Annotated in this window: 12 protein-coding genes; 11 read left to right on the top strand and 1 reads right to left on the bottom strand. The window is 67.8% G+C overall.

Annotated features, from left to right (window positions below):
* The first annotated feature begins 36 nt into the window (after window positions 1-36).
* From BO221_RS29715 to BO221_RS29685, 7 genes are all read left to right on the top strand, one after another.
* Entirely contained in the window at window positions 37-2,451 is a 2,415-nt protein-coding gene (locus BO221_RS29715; RefSeq protein ID WP_073564094.1) for a heavy metal translocating P-type ATPase metal-binding domain-containing protein, read from the top strand.
* Window positions 2,448-2,627: a hypothetical protein gene (locus tag BO221_RS29710; protein ID WP_047856283.1), complete on the top strand. Its 180-nt coding sequence runs from the start codon at window positions 2,448-2,450 to the stop codon at window positions 2,625-2,627. Before BO221_RS29715 ends, BO221_RS29710 begins: the two co-directional genes overlap by 4 nt.
* Before the next feature lie 18 nt (window positions 2,628-2,645).
* Window positions 2,646-4,994 carry a cytochrome-c oxidase, cbb3-type subunit I gene (gene ccoN / locus BO221_RS29705; protein ID WP_073564092.1) on the top strand — a complete coding sequence of 783 codons (2,349 nt, stop codon included), beginning with the start codon at window positions 2,646-2,648 and terminating at the stop codon, window positions 4,992-4,994.
* Window positions 4,994-5,206 carry a cbb3-type cytochrome c oxidase subunit 3 gene (locus tag BO221_RS29700; protein ID WP_073564091.1) on the top strand — a complete coding sequence of 71 codons (213 nt, stop codon included), beginning with the start codon at window positions 4,994-4,996 and terminating at the stop codon, window positions 5,204-5,206. The genes ccoN and BO221_RS29700 overlap by 1 nt, the downstream gene beginning before the upstream one ends.
* Window positions 5,193-5,741: a cbb3-type cytochrome c oxidase N-terminal domain-containing protein gene (locus BO221_RS29695; protein ID WP_073564089.1), complete on the top strand. Its 549-nt coding sequence runs from the start codon at window positions 5,193-5,195 to the stop codon at window positions 5,739-5,741. The genes BO221_RS29700 and BO221_RS29695 overlap by 14 nt, the downstream gene beginning before the upstream one ends.
* 14 nt (window positions 5,742-5,755) lie before the next feature.
* Window positions 5,756-7,171: a cytochrome c oxidase accessory protein CcoG gene (ccoG, locus tag BO221_RS29690; RefSeq protein WP_073564088.1), complete on the top strand. Its 1,416-nt coding sequence runs from the start codon at window positions 5,756-5,758 to the stop codon at window positions 7,169-7,171.
* Window positions 7,172-7,270: 99 nt separating this feature from the next.
* Window positions 7,271-8,602: a sensor histidine kinase gene (locus BO221_RS29685; RefSeq protein ID WP_073564086.1), complete on the top strand. Its 1,332-nt coding sequence runs from the start codon at window positions 7,271-7,273 to the stop codon at window positions 8,600-8,602.
* A gap of 26 nt (window positions 8,603-8,628) precedes the next feature.
* Here the strand turns inward: BO221_RS29685 and BO221_RS29680 are convergent, their stop codons facing one another.
* Window positions 8,629-10,347 (bottom strand): glycosyl hydrolase, encoded by a 1,719-nt coding sequence (locus tag BO221_RS29680; protein WP_233166304.1) that lies wholly within the window; start codon window positions 10,345-10,347, stop codon window positions 8,629-8,631.
* A gap of 331 nt (window positions 10,348-10,678) precedes the next feature.
* Between BO221_RS29680 and BO221_RS29675 the strand changes: the two genes are divergently transcribed.
* From BO221_RS29675 to BO221_RS29660, 4 genes are all read left to right on the top strand, one after another.
* Window positions 10,679-11,320 carry an SRPBCC family protein gene (locus tag BO221_RS29675; RefSeq protein WP_158079937.1) on the top strand — a complete coding sequence of 214 codons (642 nt, stop codon included), beginning with the start codon at window positions 10,679-10,681 and terminating at the stop codon, window positions 11,318-11,320.
* Window positions 11,321-11,336: 16 nt separating this feature from the next.
* A complete protein-coding gene (locus BO221_RS29670) occupies window positions 11,337-12,401 on the top strand; it encodes a hypothetical protein (protein WP_143195766.1) in 1,065 nt (354 codons plus the stop codon).
* 124 nt (window positions 12,402-12,525) lie between these two features.
* The gene (locus BO221_RS29665; RefSeq protein WP_233166303.1) at window positions 12,526-13,974 is read left to right on the top strand and encodes a pitrilysin family protein; all 1,449 of its coding nucleotides are present in this window, start codon (window positions 12,526-12,528) and stop codon (window positions 13,972-13,974) included.
* Between the two features lie 16 nt (window positions 13,975-13,990).
* Window positions 13,991-15,385, top strand: a complete 1,395-nt coding sequence (locus BO221_RS29660; RefSeq protein ID WP_073564081.1) for a pitrilysin family protein — start codon at window positions 13,991-13,993, stop codon at window positions 15,383-15,385.
* The last annotated feature ends 29 nt before the right edge of the window (window positions 15,386-15,414 follow it).

The following is a 15,414-nucleotide window of genomic DNA, read 5'->3' as shown; positions in this document are numbered from 1 at the left end:
CGCAATGGGCATGCCGTTCGCAAGGGGCCCGCTTCGATGCCGGTCTCCCAGCCAATCGAGCATGCCTCGGCCTCGTGCCTTCACTGTGGCAGCCCCGTTCCCCAGGGCTCGCCGCTTCGGGGCTTCTGCTGCGCGGGCTGCGAGGCCGTCCACCGACTCCTCGTGGACCAGGGCCTCACCCGCTACTACTCGCTCGCCGACGGCAAGACCGCCCCCGCCCCCGAGCCCCGGCAGGACCGCGGCTTCGCCTGGCTGGAGCCGCTCGTGGCTCGCGCCGAGTCTTCCACCGGCTCCGTGTGCTCGCTCGAGCTGGATGTGCAGGGCATCCACTGCGCCGCATGCGTCTGGCTGATGAACGAGCTGTTCCGCCGCCAGCCCGGCGGGGCCTCGCTCACCGTCAATCCGGCGCTCGGCAAGGTGCGGCTCGCCTGGCGCAAGGGCGCCTTCGACGTGGCCGGCTTCCTCCGCTCCGTCGAGGGCTTCGGCTACCTCTTCGGCCCCAGCCGCAAGCGCCCCGAGTCCGCCTCGCTCGACCTGCCCATCCGGCTCGGCATCTGCGCCGCCATCACGATGAACGTGATGCTCTTCTCGGTGAGCTTCTACGTGGGGCTCACCCCAGCCGACGGCGACGTCTTCTCCCTCTTCAGCCAGCTCAGCGTGTGGCTCTCCACCGGAGTGGTACTGGTGGGCGGCTGGCCCTTCTTCCGCTCGGCCTGGCGTGGCTTGCGCAGTGGCGTCCTCCACCTGGACCTGCCCATTGCCCTGGGCATCCTCCTCGTCTTCTCCACCTCGCTGCTCAAGGCGCGCGACGGCCGGGGAGACCTGGCCTACTTCGATACGCTCAACACCTTCGTCACCCTGATGCTGGTGGGCCGCTGGTTGCAGCAGCGCGTCCTCGAGCGCAACCGGCGCTTCCTCCTGGAGGATGATGGAGCGGATGGCCTCTTCGCCCGCCGGCAGGAGGGAGACAGACTCGTCACCGTGCGCGCCGCCGAGCTGCGCGCGGGCGACGTGCTCGTCATCGCTCCAGGCGAGCTGGTGCCCGTGGATGCCGAGCTGCTCGACGCGAATGCCAGTTTCTCCACCGACTGGGTGACGGGCGAGCCGGACGTGCGAGCGGTGGAGCAGGGCGGAGAGGTGCCCGCCGGCGCCTTCAACGCGGCCCGTGCCGCCGCCCACCTGCGTGCCCGGACGGACTTCCAGGACTCGCCGCTGGTGGCCCTGCTGCGCCAGACGCCCTCCGCGCCCGGCCGCGTTCCCGCCCACGCGCGCTTCTGGAACGCCGTGTCCCGCCGCTGGGTGCTCTCCGTGCTGCTCGTCTCCGGGCTGGGGCTCGCCCTCTGGTTGCCCCAGGGCCAGGACAAGGCGTTGCAGGTGGCCGTGGCCCTCCTCGTGGTGACGTGCCCTTGTGCCATCGGCATCGCCGTGCCTCTCGCCTACGAGCTCACCCAGACGCGCCTGCGCCGGCTCGGCCTCTTCGTGCGCAGTCAGGACCTGCTGGACCGGCTGCCCCGCGTGCGCAAGGTGCTCTTCGACAAGACGGGCACGCTGACGCTCGGCCGGCTGGAGCTGGTGGAGCGCGAGGCCGTGGACGTGCTCGCTCCAGAGTTGCGCGACGTGGCCTTCGACCTGGCCGCGCGCAGCAACCACCCGGTGAGCCGGTGTCTCGCCGCGGCTCTTTCTCGCGCTGGTGCCCGCTTCTCCACCGGCGCACGAGTCACGGAGCACCCCGGGCTGGGCCTGGAACTGCTCCGGGAGGACGGACTGTGGCGGCTGGGCGCCCCGGCGTGGGCGGCACCCGGCGCCACGGGAGCGGGAGGGACCGTCCTCGCGCGCAACGGCCAGCCCCTGGCCACCTTCGCCCTGCGCGAGTCCGTGCGTGCCGATGCTCGCCGGGAAATCCAGGCGCTGCGCGAGGCCGGCCACGAGGTGTGGCTCATCTCCGGTGACGCGCCCGCGCGGGTGCGCGCCATGGCCGAGTCCCTGGACGTGCCGGTGGAACATGCGCTCGGCGGCCAGCGGCCCGAGGACAAGGCCGAGGCGGTGGCGCGCATCGACCGGGCGGACACGCTCTACCTGGGTGACGGCGTCAACGACAGCCTCGCCTTCGAGCGTGCCTTCTGCGCGGGCACGCCGGCCATCGACCGGCCGGTGCTGCCGGGCAAGTCCGACTTCTTCCTCATGGGCGAGGGCCTCTCGGCCATCCGCGAGGCGCTGGAGCTCTCCGGCCGCCTGCGCCGGGTGGTTCGCCAGGTGATTGGCATCTCGCTCGCCTACAACGCGGTGACGGTGGCGGTGAGCCTCGCCGGGCTGATGACGCCGCTGCGCGCGGCCGTGGTCATGCCGCTCAGCTCCCTCTCCCTCATCCTCTTCACCCTCGTGCGTCTCTCCGCGCGCCGTCAGCTACTGGCCGGAGAGCCGGCACGGGCATTGAAAGAGGTGCCCGCATGAACGTCATCGTCCTCCAGGTCTTCGTCAGCCTGATGCTCGTGGTGGGCTCGGTGCTGCTCTACGCCTTCAGCGTGCGGCACCGCGACTACGAGCACGCGGACCGTCTGTCCCTCATCCCGCTCGAGGACGACACCGCCAGGCCAGCCCCGTCCTCCGAATCCAAGCCGCAGCCTTGACTCTCCCGAGGTGATCTCGTGCAACAGCAACGCATCGTCTACGACGACGCCATCACACGGCGGTTCATCTTCGCCTCAGTGCTGTTCGGCGTGGTGGGCCTGTTGGTGGGCTGCATCGTCGCCGCCCAGCTCGCCTGGTGGCAGCTCAACTTCGGCATTCCCTATCTGACCTTCTCCCGCCTTCGCCCGCTGCACACCAACGCGGTCATCTTCGCGTTCGTGGGCAACATGATGTTCGCGGGCGTCTACTACTCCACCCAGCGTCTGCTGAAGACGCGGATGGCGTCCGACCTCCTCTCCAAAATCCACTTCTGGGGATGGCAGGCCATCATCGTCTCGGCGGCCGTCACGCTCCCGCTCGGCATCTCCACCTCCAAGGAGTACGCCGAGCTCGAGTGGCCCATCGATCTCGCCATCGCGATTGTCTGGGTGGTCTTCGCCATCAACTTCTTCTGGACGCTGGCGAAGCGCAACGAGAAGAACCTCTACGTCGCCATCTGGTTCTACATCGCCACCATCATCACCGTGGCGGTGCTGCACATCGTCAACAGTCTGGCATTGCCGCTCGGCCCGCTGAAGAGCTACTCCGTCTTCTCCGGGGTGCAGGACGCGCTGGTGCAGTGGTGGTATGGCCACAACGCCGTCGCCTTCTTCCTCACCACGCCCATCCTGGGCATCATGTATTACTTCCTGCCCAAGGCGGCCGAGCGCCCGGTCTATTCCTACCGGCTCTCCATCATCCACTTCTGGGCCCTGGTGTTCATGTACATCTGGGCCGGTCCGCACCACCTGCTCTACACCGCGCTGCCGGATTGGGCGCAGTCGCTCGGCATGGTGTTCAGCGTGGCGCTGTGGGCTCCGTCCTGGGGCGGCATGCTCAATGGTCTGCTCACCTTGCGCGGCGCCTGGCACAAGCTGCGGGAAGACCCCGTCATCAAGTTCCTCATCGCGGGTATCACCTTCTACGGCATGGCCACCTTCGAGGGACCGCTGCTCTCCATCAAGTCGGTGAGCGCGCTCGGCCACTACACGGATTGGATCATCGGCCACGTGCACGGCGGCGCCCTGGGGTGGAACGGCCTCATGGCGGCCGGCATGTTCTACTGGCTGGTGCCCAGGCTGTACGGCACGAAGTTGCACTCGGTGAAGGCGGCCGACCTGCACTTCTGGACGAGCACCGTGGGCATCCTGCTCTACATGCTCGCGATGTGGGCCTCGGGCATCAACCAGGGCCTCATGTGGCGCGCCACCAACCCGGACGGGACGCTGCTCTACCCGAACTTCGTGGAGACGCTGATCGCCATCCGGCCCATGTACATCGTCCGCCTGATCGGTGGCTTGCTGTACCTCGCGGGCTTCCTGCTGATGGTGTGGAACCTCTGGAAGACGGCCCGTTCCGGTCAGGCGGTGGACGGCGAGACCACGGTGGTGGTGGAGGAGAAGGCTCCCGAGGCCGTGGGGGTGGGCAAGCCCGCGTGGGTGGCCATCGTCACCGGGTGGCCGCTGCTGTTCGCGCTGGCCATCATCGGCCTCAGCTTCTTCCTGGGTTGGTCGAGCCCCGTGCGTGCCATCGCCATCATGGGCGCCATCCTGGCCCTGGGTGAGTTCGCGTGGATCGTCGCCCGGCGCAATCGTGAGTCCGGGGGGCCTTCCTGGTTCGCCATCATCGAGGGCCGCCCGCTGGCCTTCACCGTGCTCACGCTGCTCGCCATCCTCATTGGTGGTGTGGCGGAGCTGCTGCCCACCATCCTCATCAAGCAGGCGGTGCCGCACCATGGCGAGGCCCAGCAGCCGTACTCCCCGCTGGAACTCCAGGGCCGGGACCTGTACGTGCGCGAGGGCTGCTATGTCTGTCATTCGCAGATGATCCGCCCGTTCCTCGCGGAGACGCAGCGCTACGGCGACGTGTCCCGGGCCGAGGAGTTCATCTACGACCATCCGTTCCAGTGGGGAAGCAAGCGCACCGGTCCGGATCTGCACCGCCTGGGTGGCAAGTACCCGAACCTCTGGCATTACACGCACCTGATGGATCCGCGCGCCACCAGTCCCGGCTCCAACATGCCGCCGTACCAGTGGCTCGCGGACAACAAGATCAACGTCAAACTGGCGCCCAAGAAGCTGGCGCTGATGCAGAAGCTCGGCGTGCCCTACACCAACGCCGACGTGGACGGCGCCGAGGCTCGCCAGAAGGCCCAGGCGGAAGCCATCACCGCGGACCTGGCCGGCCAGGGCGTCCAGGTGGCGTGGGACTCGGAGATGGTGGCCATCATCTCCTATCTGCAGCGGCTCGGGCGTGGACCCCAGGACGTGGTTCCGGCCGTGCCGGGCGGAATCGAGACGGCTTCGACGACGGGAGGGACTCCCTGATGTGGCGCCAATTCTACGCGGGCATGGACATGATCCATCTGCCGCTCTTCACGCTGCTCCTCTTCTGCGCGGTCTTCACCGGCGTCACGGCGTGGGTGTTCCTCGCGCGCCGCCGCCAGGACTACGACGTGATCTCCCGGCTGCCGCTGGCCGAGACGGTCGCGGTGACTTCCGATTCCCGCGGCGCGAGGGACCACCATGAGCGCGAATGACAAGCCGGGCGTCCTCCACGTCTATGACGGCATCGAGGAAATGGACAACCACCTGCCCAACTGGTGGTTGTTCATCCTCTGGAGCACCATCGTCTTTGGCTTTGGTTATTGGTTCTACTACCAGGTGAGTGGCACGGGTCCCGGCTCGATGGAGGCCTACAAGGCCGAGGCCGCCGAGGCCGCGCGCAACGCCGCCTCCAACACGCCCGTGTCCGACGAGGCGTTGCTCGCGCTGATGCAGGACGCCCAGTCGGTGGAGCAGGGCAAGGCGCAGTTCACGCAGCAGTGCGCCTCCTGCCACGGCCAGAAGGGCGAGGGCCTCATCGGTCCGAACCTCACGGACAAGTTCTGGCTGCACGGCGGCAGGCCCATGGACATCCACAAGACGGTGTCCGAGGGCGTGGTGGTCAAGGGCATGCCCGCCTGGGAGCGGACGCTGGGCGCCGAGCGTGTGCGCTCCATCGTCGCCTATGTGTTGACGCTCAAGGACACGAACGTGCCCGGCAAGGCCCCTCAGGGCGAGCCGGCGCAGTAGAGGAGGGTGGGAAGATGGCGCAGCCTCGGGCTTCCGGGCCAGACACCGGGCACCTCTCCTCCATCCGGCCGGATGGTTCCCGGCTGGCCATCCATCCCTCGGACGTGCGCGGCCGGTTCATCACCTGGCGGCGCATCGTCTTCGCGGTGCTGATCGCCATCTACGCCGTGATGCCGTTCATCCGGATGGGTGGCCACCCCGCCATCCACCTGGACGTGGCCGCGCGCCGCTTCTACCTCTTCGGCGGCACCTTCAACGCGCAGGACTTCTGGATCGTCCTCTTCCTGCTCACCACCGCGGGTTTCTCCCTGCTCTTCGCCACCGCGTGGCTCGGCCGCGTGTGGTGTGGCTGGGCCTGTCCCCAGACGGTGTTCCTCGAGGGCGTCTACCGGCGGATCGAACGGTGGCTCGAAGGTCCCCGCGAACGCCGGCTGAAACGGGCCGCCGGTCCCTGGACGCCGGAGCGCGTGCTGCGCGCGGTGACGAAGCACGGGGCCTTCCTCGCCGTGTCCTGGTTGCTGGCGCATGTGGCGCTGGCCTTCTTCGTCTCCGTGAAGGGCCTGGGCTCCATGGTGATGGATGGGCCGGGCGGGCATGCCGTGCCCTTTGCCTGGGCCATGGCCGTCACTGGCGCGCTGTATTTCAATTTCGCCTGGTTTCGTGAGCAGCTCTGCGTGGTGCTCTGCCCTTATGGGCGTCTCCAGTCGGCCATGCAGGACAGGGACTCGCTCCTCATCGGGTATGACATTGCCCGGGGCGAGCCGCGCGGCCGTCTGGTGAAGGCGCGGATGGCGCTCGCGGAGGCTCCCCGCAAGGGGGACTGCGTGGACTGCCGCAAGTGTGTCACCGCCTGTCCCACGGGCATCGACATCCGCAATGGCTTGCAGATGGACTGCATCGCCTGTGCGCAGTGCGTGGACGCCTGTGACGAGGTGATGGGCAAACTGGGGCGTCCCAGGGGTCTCATCCGTTATGACTCGCTCAACGGGCTGGAAGGCCAGCCCCGCCGCGTCCTCCGGCCGCGCTTGCTCCTCTACGGGGGGATGTTGCTCGTCTCCGCCCTCGCGCTCACGGTGAGCCTGGTGGGCCGTACGCCCTTCGAGGCCAATCTGTTGCGCTTCCAGGGCCTGCCCTACTTCCTGGAGGGCAGCACGGTGCGCAATCAGTTCGAGCTGCACCTGGTGAACAAGAACCCGGTGGAGTCCACCTTCACCGTACGGGTGGACAGCCCGGTGCCCGCCAACGTGGTGGTGCCGCAGCAGCAGGTGAAGCTGGGCTCCCTGGAGAGCTTCCGGTTGCCCCTCTTCGTCACCGTGGAGCGGGGCCCTCTCGTGCCGTTTGTCTTCAAGGTCGAGGTCACCGACCAGGTCTCGGGACAGGTGAAACGGCTGGATGCCCGCTTCCTGGGCCCGCCGGGCGCGAGCCGGTAGTGGGGCCACACTCCTGACGAGATACCGTGTGTCCACTGCCCGGCAGCCGCTCGGGCATTGACCCTGGGGGTGATAGCCAGAAGCTATGATTCCCAATCAATGTTGCCCGATCCCACCGATGCGAAGGCCCTGCTGAAAGCCCAGAAGAGGAGCCATTTCAATGGTGCGGCCCACCTCTTCTGTGGGTTGCTCTTCCACTATCTGGTGGTGGGGACGGTGCCTCGTGGTTTCGTGGTGCCCGTGCTGGTGCTCGTGGGGCTCTACCTGGTGCTGGGAGCGGTCATGGGCCGGGGATGGTTCTCGCCCGTGCGCGTGGGGGTGATCGGCGGAGTCATGGGCCTGGTGGCCATCGTGCTGTTCGTGCACTGGAGTGGCGGACCGCTCAGCCCCTATATCCACCTGTTTGGCGCCCTGCCATTCATGCTGGCGTTGTTCTCGCCCGACAGCAGCCAGCCCACGCTCGTGAGCGGGTGCGTGGCGCTCGCCGCGTTGTCGCTCGTGAGTGGATTGGGCGGCATGGCGCCGCGAACCCTGATGCTCCAGGCCTTCTCCAGCCTCGTGATCCTGATGCTGGCCTTCACCGGCTCTCGCGTGTACCAGCGGGTGATTGACGCGCAACGCGAGGCCCACCAGTCGCGGCTCCGGGCGTTGGCGCAACTGGCGGAAAGCGAGCGTCTCCGGGGCCGCGCCGAGCGGGAGCGCGCCGAGGTGGAGCGGCTGGTCCTGGTGGGACAGCTGGCCGCGGGGGTCGCGCACGAGGTGAACAACCCGCTGGCCTTCGTGAAGGCCAACCTGAGCTTCCTCGCGCGAGAGGTGGACAGCGAGGGCCCTCCGCTGGACAGGGCGGAGCTCAAGAGCCTGCTCGAGGAGACCCAGCAGGGCGTGTTGCGCATCCAGCAGATCGTCACGGACCTGAAGGACTTCTCGCGCGCGGGATACCTGGGGGATGACGATCGGGGCCCGCTGGAGGACGCCCTGCGCGAAGCGAGCCGTCTGGTCTCGGTGCGCCTGGGTGGGGGAGGGCAGGTGGAGCTGTCGCTCGACCCGGAGCTGCCCGAGGTGCGGCTGGGTCAGCGGCACATGGTGCAGGTGATGGTGAACCTGCTGCTCAACGCGGCGGACGCGGTGGAGCAGGCGCGGCCCGCTCGCCGCGCCCACGTCACGGTGAGCGCGCGGCGGATGCAGGAGGGCGTGCGCCTGCTCGTGGAGGACAACGGGCCGGGCATCCCCGCGGAGGTGTTGCCCCGGCTCTTCGAGCCGTTCTTCACCACCAAGCCTCCCGGCAAGGGCACGGGGCTGGGGCTCGCCCTGTGCCGGGAGTACATCGCTCGGGCCGGGGGCACGCTCCAAGCGGAGAATCGCACCGAGGGCGGTGCCCGCTTCATCCTGCAACTGCCCCTGGCCGGGACGGCAGGGACCGCGAGGGGGTGACCGTCACCACCCTCGCGAGGCATGCCTCAGTTCACGGTGAACGTCGTGTCGTTCCGGTACACCAGGGTCTGCGACCAGTCGGACGTGTAGATCAGCGTGTCCACCCGGTAGGTGCCCGCGGCAGCGGAGGTGGGAATGGTGAAGGACGGCGTGTACGTGCGCGTCTGTCCCGCCGTGAAGGCCTGGGCCGTGTAGCTCTGCGAGGCCACCATCGTGTACGGGGAGGCGGTGGTCCGGATCTCATACTTCACCACCAGCGTCCTCGCCGTCGGAGAGGTGACCGAGCCGGAGACCGCGAAGGCCTGGCCTCGCGTCACGGCCGCCGGGGAGACCGTGGCCTTGCCCGCCGACACCGTTGTCGGGATGGGGGCCGCCGTGACGGAGAAGGTCGTGTCGGTCCGGTGGACCAGCGTGTCCGACCCGTCTCCGGAGAGCACCAGCGTGTCCACCCGGTAGGTGCCCGTCGCGGCCGAGGCCGCGATGGTGAACGACGGGCTGTAGGCGCGCATCTGCCCCGCGGTGAATGCCTGTGCGGAATAGGTCTGCGCCGCGAGCAGCGCCAGGCTCGTCGAGTTCCGGAGCTCGAACTTCACGATGAGGGTGCGCGCCGTGGAGGACGTCACGGACGAGGAGACCTGGAGGCTCCCGCCCTGGGCGACCGACGACGGGTTCGTCACCGCCTTGGTGGCCGTGACCGAGCCAGAGGGCAGCCCGGCGAAGTGGCTCTTGAACAGCGCGGCCGAGTTCGGGAACTCCGTCTGGAAGGTGCGGCCGCCGCTGCCGTCCACATCCGACAGCTGGTGGTGGCCATCCGAGGCCTGGTAGTCGAAGTACGAGTGGTAACCGACGTTGTTGGCCGGGTCGAAGATGAACGAGAGCATCTGCTGGACGTAGTAGGTGTTGTCGCCGCCGCCCGTGGTGGCGGGATCGTTCACGCCCCACTCCGGAACGGACAGCCGCTTGCCGTGCGACTGCGCGAAGTCGCGGAACCGGGTCAGCGCCGGAGCGAACTGGTTGTTCCAGACGGACCGCCAGCGCGTCAGCGCGCACGAGCCCGTGCAGCCGGACGGAATGGGGTAGGCCCCGTTCCAACCCTGGTCGTACAGGTCGAAGCCGATGTAGTCGACGTACGCGTCGCCCGGGTAGGTGGTGCTCAGATCGCTGGCGGGAATGTCATAGTTCGGGTTCCAGTCGAACTCGAAGCCCGCGGACGGCTGCGCGTCGCGCATGGCCGTCACGATCCGGCGGAAGCAGGCGGCGAAGTTCGCCTGCTGCCCATTGCCGGAGTACCACGGCATCCAGTTGCCGCTGAACTCCCAACCCAGGCGGATGATGCTGCGCTGCAGTCCGGCCGCTGCCATGTTGTTGGCGAGGTTGCGGAAACGGAAGTCATAGGAGCCCTGCGCGCACTGGGACAGCGAGCCCTGCCCCGACGGGAACATGGCGACCGAGTAGTTGAGGCGCCGGCCCGGCTTCGCCTTCACCCAGTTGCTCCAGGAGTTGAGCTGCCAGGTGGGGTTCTCGATGTTGGCCCAGCTGTCCTTGGCCTGGTGGCCCTGACCCAGGGTGACGTCGTAGCCCAGCCAGCTGGAATATGCGTTGACCGCGTTGGGCGACGAGTACACCTCTCCGCGATACACGCCCGTCAGGGGTTGCGCCGATGCGCTCGCCGGGAGCGCCATGGCGCAGATGGCCGCCACGGACGACGAAAGAGCGACGAAAAGCTTTCTGAAAGCCGGTTTCATGCCGAACCTATCTGGGATGGGATGTCTTGTTGTGCGTTCTAAACGGCTTTGTCGGAGTAGTGGGGTTCAGGCTTCATTGTCAATTAGAAAGAGGTAAAACGAGATATTCTCCGTTGTTGGAAAAAAGCGGGCAAACACAGTCTTTTTTTCAGTGTATGGGGTTGAAGCCCGGGGGCGGACCGCGGCCCGGCCATGAGGGCTTCCCCGTGCGCATGTGGGGAACAGTCCACGCTCGGGCGGACGGTTGTCTCCCTTCGTGCCCTGGCTGGTGCTAAGTGTCGATGCTTCTGGAGGCATGGGCCCCCATCCGGCGAGAGCGAAGGAGCCGAACATGCGGAGTGTGACGGGTGTGGCGGTTCTGGTGTGTACGTTGGCGGCGGGTCGCGCCGTGGCGGAGGACTGGGAGCAGGTGTCGACGGGGGACATCGCCATCAAGGCCCGGCCCTACACGGCCGTGACGGGAGGGCGTGAGGTGTGGGCCGAGGGGGTGCTGCCGGTGACCCTCCAGGACGTCCAGACGGCCCTGACGGAGCATGACAACTTCCGTCTCTTCATGCCGTACGTGACGGAGTCGCGGCTGCTGGCGCGGGGCGCGGATGGCGCCCGGGTGACGTATACGCGGCTGGACTTCCCCCTCATCTCGGATCGCGACTACGTGCTCCGGGTGTTGGACCTGCCGGTGCTGGACGCGGAGGGCAAACAGGTGGCGTTCCACCAGAAGTGGACGCCGGACAACAGCACCCTGCCGGAGCGCGCGGGAGTGGTGCGGCTGCGTCACAACCAGGGCAGCTGGTACTTCACCCCTCGCGCCGAGGGTGGGGTGCACTTCGTCTACCGCTTCATCGTGGAGCCGGGCGGCTCCATCCCGGGTTTCCTGGCGGGCGTGGGCCAGAAGGACGCCGTGGAGGCCACGGTGCGCGGGGTGGAGAAGCGCGCGCTCAAGCTGGCCGCGGATCGGGCGCAGGCGAAGTAGGCGAAAGGAGCGGGACATGCGGGGAGAAAGAGGGCGGGTGGGTGGGAGGATTCGAACCCTCCTGCTCCCGCTGCTGCTGACCGGGTGTGCTTCGACGCCGGCCCAGAAGGTTCCGCTGGCGGACGTGCCTCCGGAGTTACAGGGGACAGCGCCGGAGCAGGCCGTCACCCTCCTGCCGCTCGGTGGTGCTCTTGGGAGCGAGAACGCCGAGCTCTCTGGCCTCGCCTGGTACGGGGAGCACCTCGTCATGCTGCCGCAGTATCCCGGCTGGCGGCGCGACGGCTCTCCCTGCCTCTACACCGTTGCGAAGGCAGACGTCCTCGCGCGGCTCGAGAACCCGGCGTCAGGGCCGCTCGAGCCCCGCTGCATTCCGTTCGACAGCGGTGACCTCGAGAATCGCATCCCTGGCTTCGAAGGTTATGAGGCCATCGGGTTCGTGGGGGACCAGGCGTATCTGTCCGTGGAGACCCGCAGGGGCACGGGACAGGGCTTCCTGGTGACCGGCCGCATCGCGCCGGATCTGAGCGTGCTGAAGCTCGAGGCTTCGCCCATGGCCTCGCTCGCCCTGCCCGCCGGGGTGTCGAACGCGGGTTTCGAGACACTGGTGGTGGGTGGGGAGCGCCTGCTGGCCCTGTACGAGGCCAACGGGGCCCGTGTGAACCAGGCCCCCGCCGCCGAGAGCTTCGATCGAGCGCTTTCCCCGTCCGGCAAGCTCACGTTCCCAGCGATCGAATACCGCGTCACCGATGCCACCTCCATGGACCCGGAGGGCCGGTTCTGGGTGATGAACTACAGCTTTCCAGGAACCTCTCGCGCCTACGATCCGGCGCCGGATCCCCTCATGGCCCGGTACGGCACCGGGCCGACCCATGCCCGGAAGCCCCAGGTGGAACGGCTCATCGAGCTCCAGGTGCGGCCCACCGGCATCGTGCTCACCGAGCGGCCCCCTCTCCAGTTGCGGCTCTCCGACGAGGCGCCACGCAACTGGGAGGGGTTGGTGCGGCTGGAGGACCGGGGCTTTCTGCTCGTGACCGACAAATTTCCCGGGACCCTGCTCGGCTTCGTTCCGAGCCCGCCCTGAGCATTGGGAACAAAGGAGACGCCCAGCCGTTCGGGGGCGGCCGCGCGGGGTTTTCCCTCGGGCGGCGTTGTGCAGTGCCAACGACAGGACGCGCCGGGGCCCCGGCGCGGGAGTGGAAACCGATATGATGAGATTCACCCGACTCGCCGCCACCGGCCTGGTGGCGGGGACCCTGGCCTGTACCGGCCCGCAGGCCACGGTGCAGCCCGACAAGCCCGTGGATGCGCAGGAGTCCAAGCCTACTCCGCCGCCGGCGCCGGCAGAGGCCGCCCCGACGACTCAGGGGGCCAGGCGCTTCCAGGTGCCGGTCGAGTACCACAAGCTCGACAACGGCCTGAAGGTGGTGTTTTCGCGCGACACCAGCGCCCCCAAGGTGGCGGTGGGCGTCTATTACAACATCGGCTTTCGCATCGAGCCCAAGGACCGCACCGGCTTCGCCCACCTCTTCGAGCACATGATGTTCCAGGGCTCGAAGAACCTCGGGAAGATGGAGTTCGTGCGCCTGGTGCAGGCCAACGGCGGAGTCCTGAACGGCTCCACCCGCTTCGACTTCACCAACTACTTCGAAATCGTTCCCTCCCATGCCCTGGAGACGATGCTGTGGGCCGAGGCCGACCGCATGCGTGGCCTCGCGGTGACGCAGGAGAACCTCGTCAACCAGCAGGGGGTGGTGAAGAACGAGGTGAAGGTCAACGTGCTCAACCAGCCCTATGGCGGCTTCCCCTGGCTGGACATGCCGCAGCTGGCCAACAGCAACTGGTACAACGCCCACAACTTCTACGGCGACCTCGAGGACCTGGACGCCGCCACCCTCGAGGACGTGCAGGCCTTCTTCAAGACCTACTACGCCCCCAACAACGCGGTGGTGGTGCTGGTGGGCGACTTCGAGTCCCAGCAGGCGCTCGCCTGGGTGAAGAAGTACTTCAATGACATCCCCTCGGTGCCCCAGCCTCCGCAGCCGGACATCCGTGAGCCGCGCCAGGAGAAGATGAAGCGCGCCGAGAAGGTGGACCCCCTGGCCCAGCGGCCCGCTTTCGCGCTCGCCTACCACATGCCCCCGCGCAACAGCCCCGAGTACTGGGCGATGGGGCTGCTCCACCAGATCCTGCTCGAGGGCAAGGACAGCGCCCTCTACCAGAACCTGGTGCAGCAGAAGGGCCTCACCGGTGACGTGTCCGGAGGCACCAACCTGCTGGGCAACATGTACAACTACAACGGGCCGATGCTCTGGACGCTGGCCCTCTACCACGACGCGGACAAGTCGCCCGAGACGCTGCTCTCCGCCATCGACGAGTCCATCGAGAAGGTGCGTACCTCTCCGGTGGATGCCGCCACGCTGGAGCGGGCACGGATCAAGGCGCGCTCGGAGCTGTATGGGCAGATGGAGGGCATCTTCGGCTTCGGCACGGCGGATCTGCTGGCCTCCTTCGCGCTGTTCGATGACGACCCCGCGCGCATCAACCGGCTGGAGGACGAGCTGGCCAAGGTGACGCCCGAGCTCATCCAGAAGACGGCCCAGGAGTACCTGAGGCCGGACAACCGCACCCTCCTCGTCGTGAAGCCCAAGTCCTGAGAAGGAGCCACCACCCATGTACGCAAGCATTCTCGTCACCGTACTCGCGGGCGCGCTGGGCGCCTCCCCAGCGGCTCCCGCGCGCGAAGCGCCGCCTGCCCCCGGTACCCCCAAGGAATTCAAGCTGCCGCCGCGGCAGGAGTTCACCCTCCCCAACGGCATGGCGGTGACGCTCGTTCCCTACGGCAACATGCCCAAGGTGGACGTGCAGCTGGCCGTGCGCACCGGCAATGTGCACGAGGGCCCCAAGGAGGCCTGGCTGGCCGATCTCACCGTCCGGCTCCTGCAAGAGGGCACCACCTCCCGTAGCGCCGAGCAGCTCGCCCAGGAGGCCGCCCGGATGGGAGGCACCCTGGACGTGGGCGCCTCCGCGGACGAGACCACCTTCGGCGGCACCGTGCTGGCCGACTTCGCGCCCCAGTTCGTGGCGCTGGTGGCCGACGTGGCCCGTCACCCGAAGTTCCCCGCCTCGGAGCTGGAGCGCGTGCGCAACGATCTGGCGCGCGAGCTCACCATCCAGAAGAGCCGCCCGGGCATGCTCTCCCTGGAGCGCTTCCACATCGCGCTCTACCCGGACCACCCCTACGGCCGTCTCTACCCCACCGAGCCCCAGCTCAAGGGCTACTCCCTGGAGCAGGTGCGCGGCTTCTACGACGCCAATTTCAGCGCCGCCCGCAGCCACCTCTACGTGGTGGGCCAGTTCGATGGCCAGGCCACCGAGAAGGCCATCCGCGAGGCTTTCGGCGACTGGCAGAAGGGGCCGGAGGTGGTGAATCACGTTCCCAAGCCGGTCTCCCAGCGCGCGGTGTACCTCGTCGACCGGCCGGGCGCGGTGCAGTCGTCCATCCGGCTGGGGCTGCCGGCGGTGGACCCCTCGCACCCGGATGCCATGAAGCTCCTGGTGACCAACTCCCTGCTGGGAGGCAGCTTCGCCAGCCGCATCACCAGCAACATCCGCGAGCAGAAGGGCTACACCTACTCGCCCTTCAGCTCGGTCACCAACCACTACCGCGATGCCTACTGGTCCCAGGTGGCCGACGTCACCACCAACGTCACCGGCGCCTCGCTGAAGGAAATCTTCCTCGAGGTGGACCGGCTGCGCGCCGAAGCCCCCAGTGAGAAGGAGCTGGCGGCCATCAAGAACTACGTGGTGGGCACCTTCATTCTGCAGAGCTCGGCCCGCGGCGGGCTGCTCGCCCGCCTGCGCTTCGCCGACTTCCACGGGCTGCCCGACAGCTACCTCGAGAACTACATCCAGGACGTCCTCGCGGTGACCCCGGCCGACGTGCAGAAGGTGGCCCGGGACTATCTGAAGCCAGACAAGATGGTCATCGTCGTCGTGGGCGACAAGAAGGTCATCGAGAAGGAGCTCAAGCCCTTCGGCAAGCTGGTGGTGGCGCCGACGAAGTAGCAGTTCGAGCATCCGGCACGGTGGGGAGG

The sequence above is a fragment of the Archangium sp. Cb G35 genome (assembly GCF_001896145.1).
Taxonomy (GTDB): domain Bacteria; phylum Myxococcota; class Myxococcia; order Myxococcales; family Myxococcaceae; genus Archangium; species Archangium violaceum.
This window is presented reverse-complemented; position numbering and strand designations above follow the sequence as displayed.

What these genes read in the sequence shown, in the direction of transcription:
- BO221_RS29715 (WP_073564094.1), top strand. Translation starts at nt 37, where the DNA reads ATGCCGGTCTCCCAGCCAATCGAGCATGCCTCGGCCTCGTGCCTTCAC.
- BO221_RS29710 (WP_047856283.1), top strand. Translation starts at nt 2,448, where the DNA reads ATGAACGTCATCGTCCTCCAGGTCTTCGTCAGCCTGATGCTCGTGGTG.
- BO221_RS29700 (WP_073564091.1), top strand. Translation starts at nt 4,994, where the DNA reads ATGTGGCGCCAATTCTACGCGGGCATGGACATGATCCATCTGCCGCTC.
- BO221_RS29695 (WP_073564089.1), top strand. Translation starts at nt 5,193, where the DNA reads ATGAGCGCGAATGACAAGCCGGGCGTCCTCCACGTCTATGACGGCATC.
- ccoG (WP_073564088.1), top strand. Translation starts at nt 5,756, where the DNA reads ATGGCGCAGCCTCGGGCTTCCGGGCCAGACACCGGGCACCTCTCCTCC.
- BO221_RS29685 (WP_073564086.1), top strand. Translation starts at nt 7,271, where the DNA reads ATGTTGCCCGATCCCACCGATGCGAAGGCCCTGCTGAAAGCCCAGAAG.
- BO221_RS29680 (WP_233166304.1), bottom strand. Translation starts at nt 10,347, where the DNA reads ATGAAACCGGCTTTCAGAAAGCTTTTCGTCGCTCTTTCGTCGTCCGTG.
- BO221_RS29675 (WP_158079937.1), top strand. Translation starts at nt 10,679, where the DNA reads ATGCGGAGTGTGACGGGTGTGGCGGTTCTGGTGTGTACGTTGGCGGCG.
- BO221_RS29670 (WP_143195766.1), top strand. Translation starts at nt 11,337, where the DNA reads ATGCGGGGAGAAAGAGGGCGGGTGGGTGGGAGGATTCGAACCCTCCTG.
- BO221_RS29665 (WP_233166303.1), top strand. Translation starts at nt 12,526, where the DNA reads ATGATGAGATTCACCCGACTCGCCGCCACCGGCCTGGTGGCGGGGACC.
- BO221_RS29660 (WP_073564081.1), top strand. Translation starts at nt 13,991, where the DNA reads ATGTACGCAAGCATTCTCGTCACCGTACTCGCGGGCGCGCTGGGCGCC.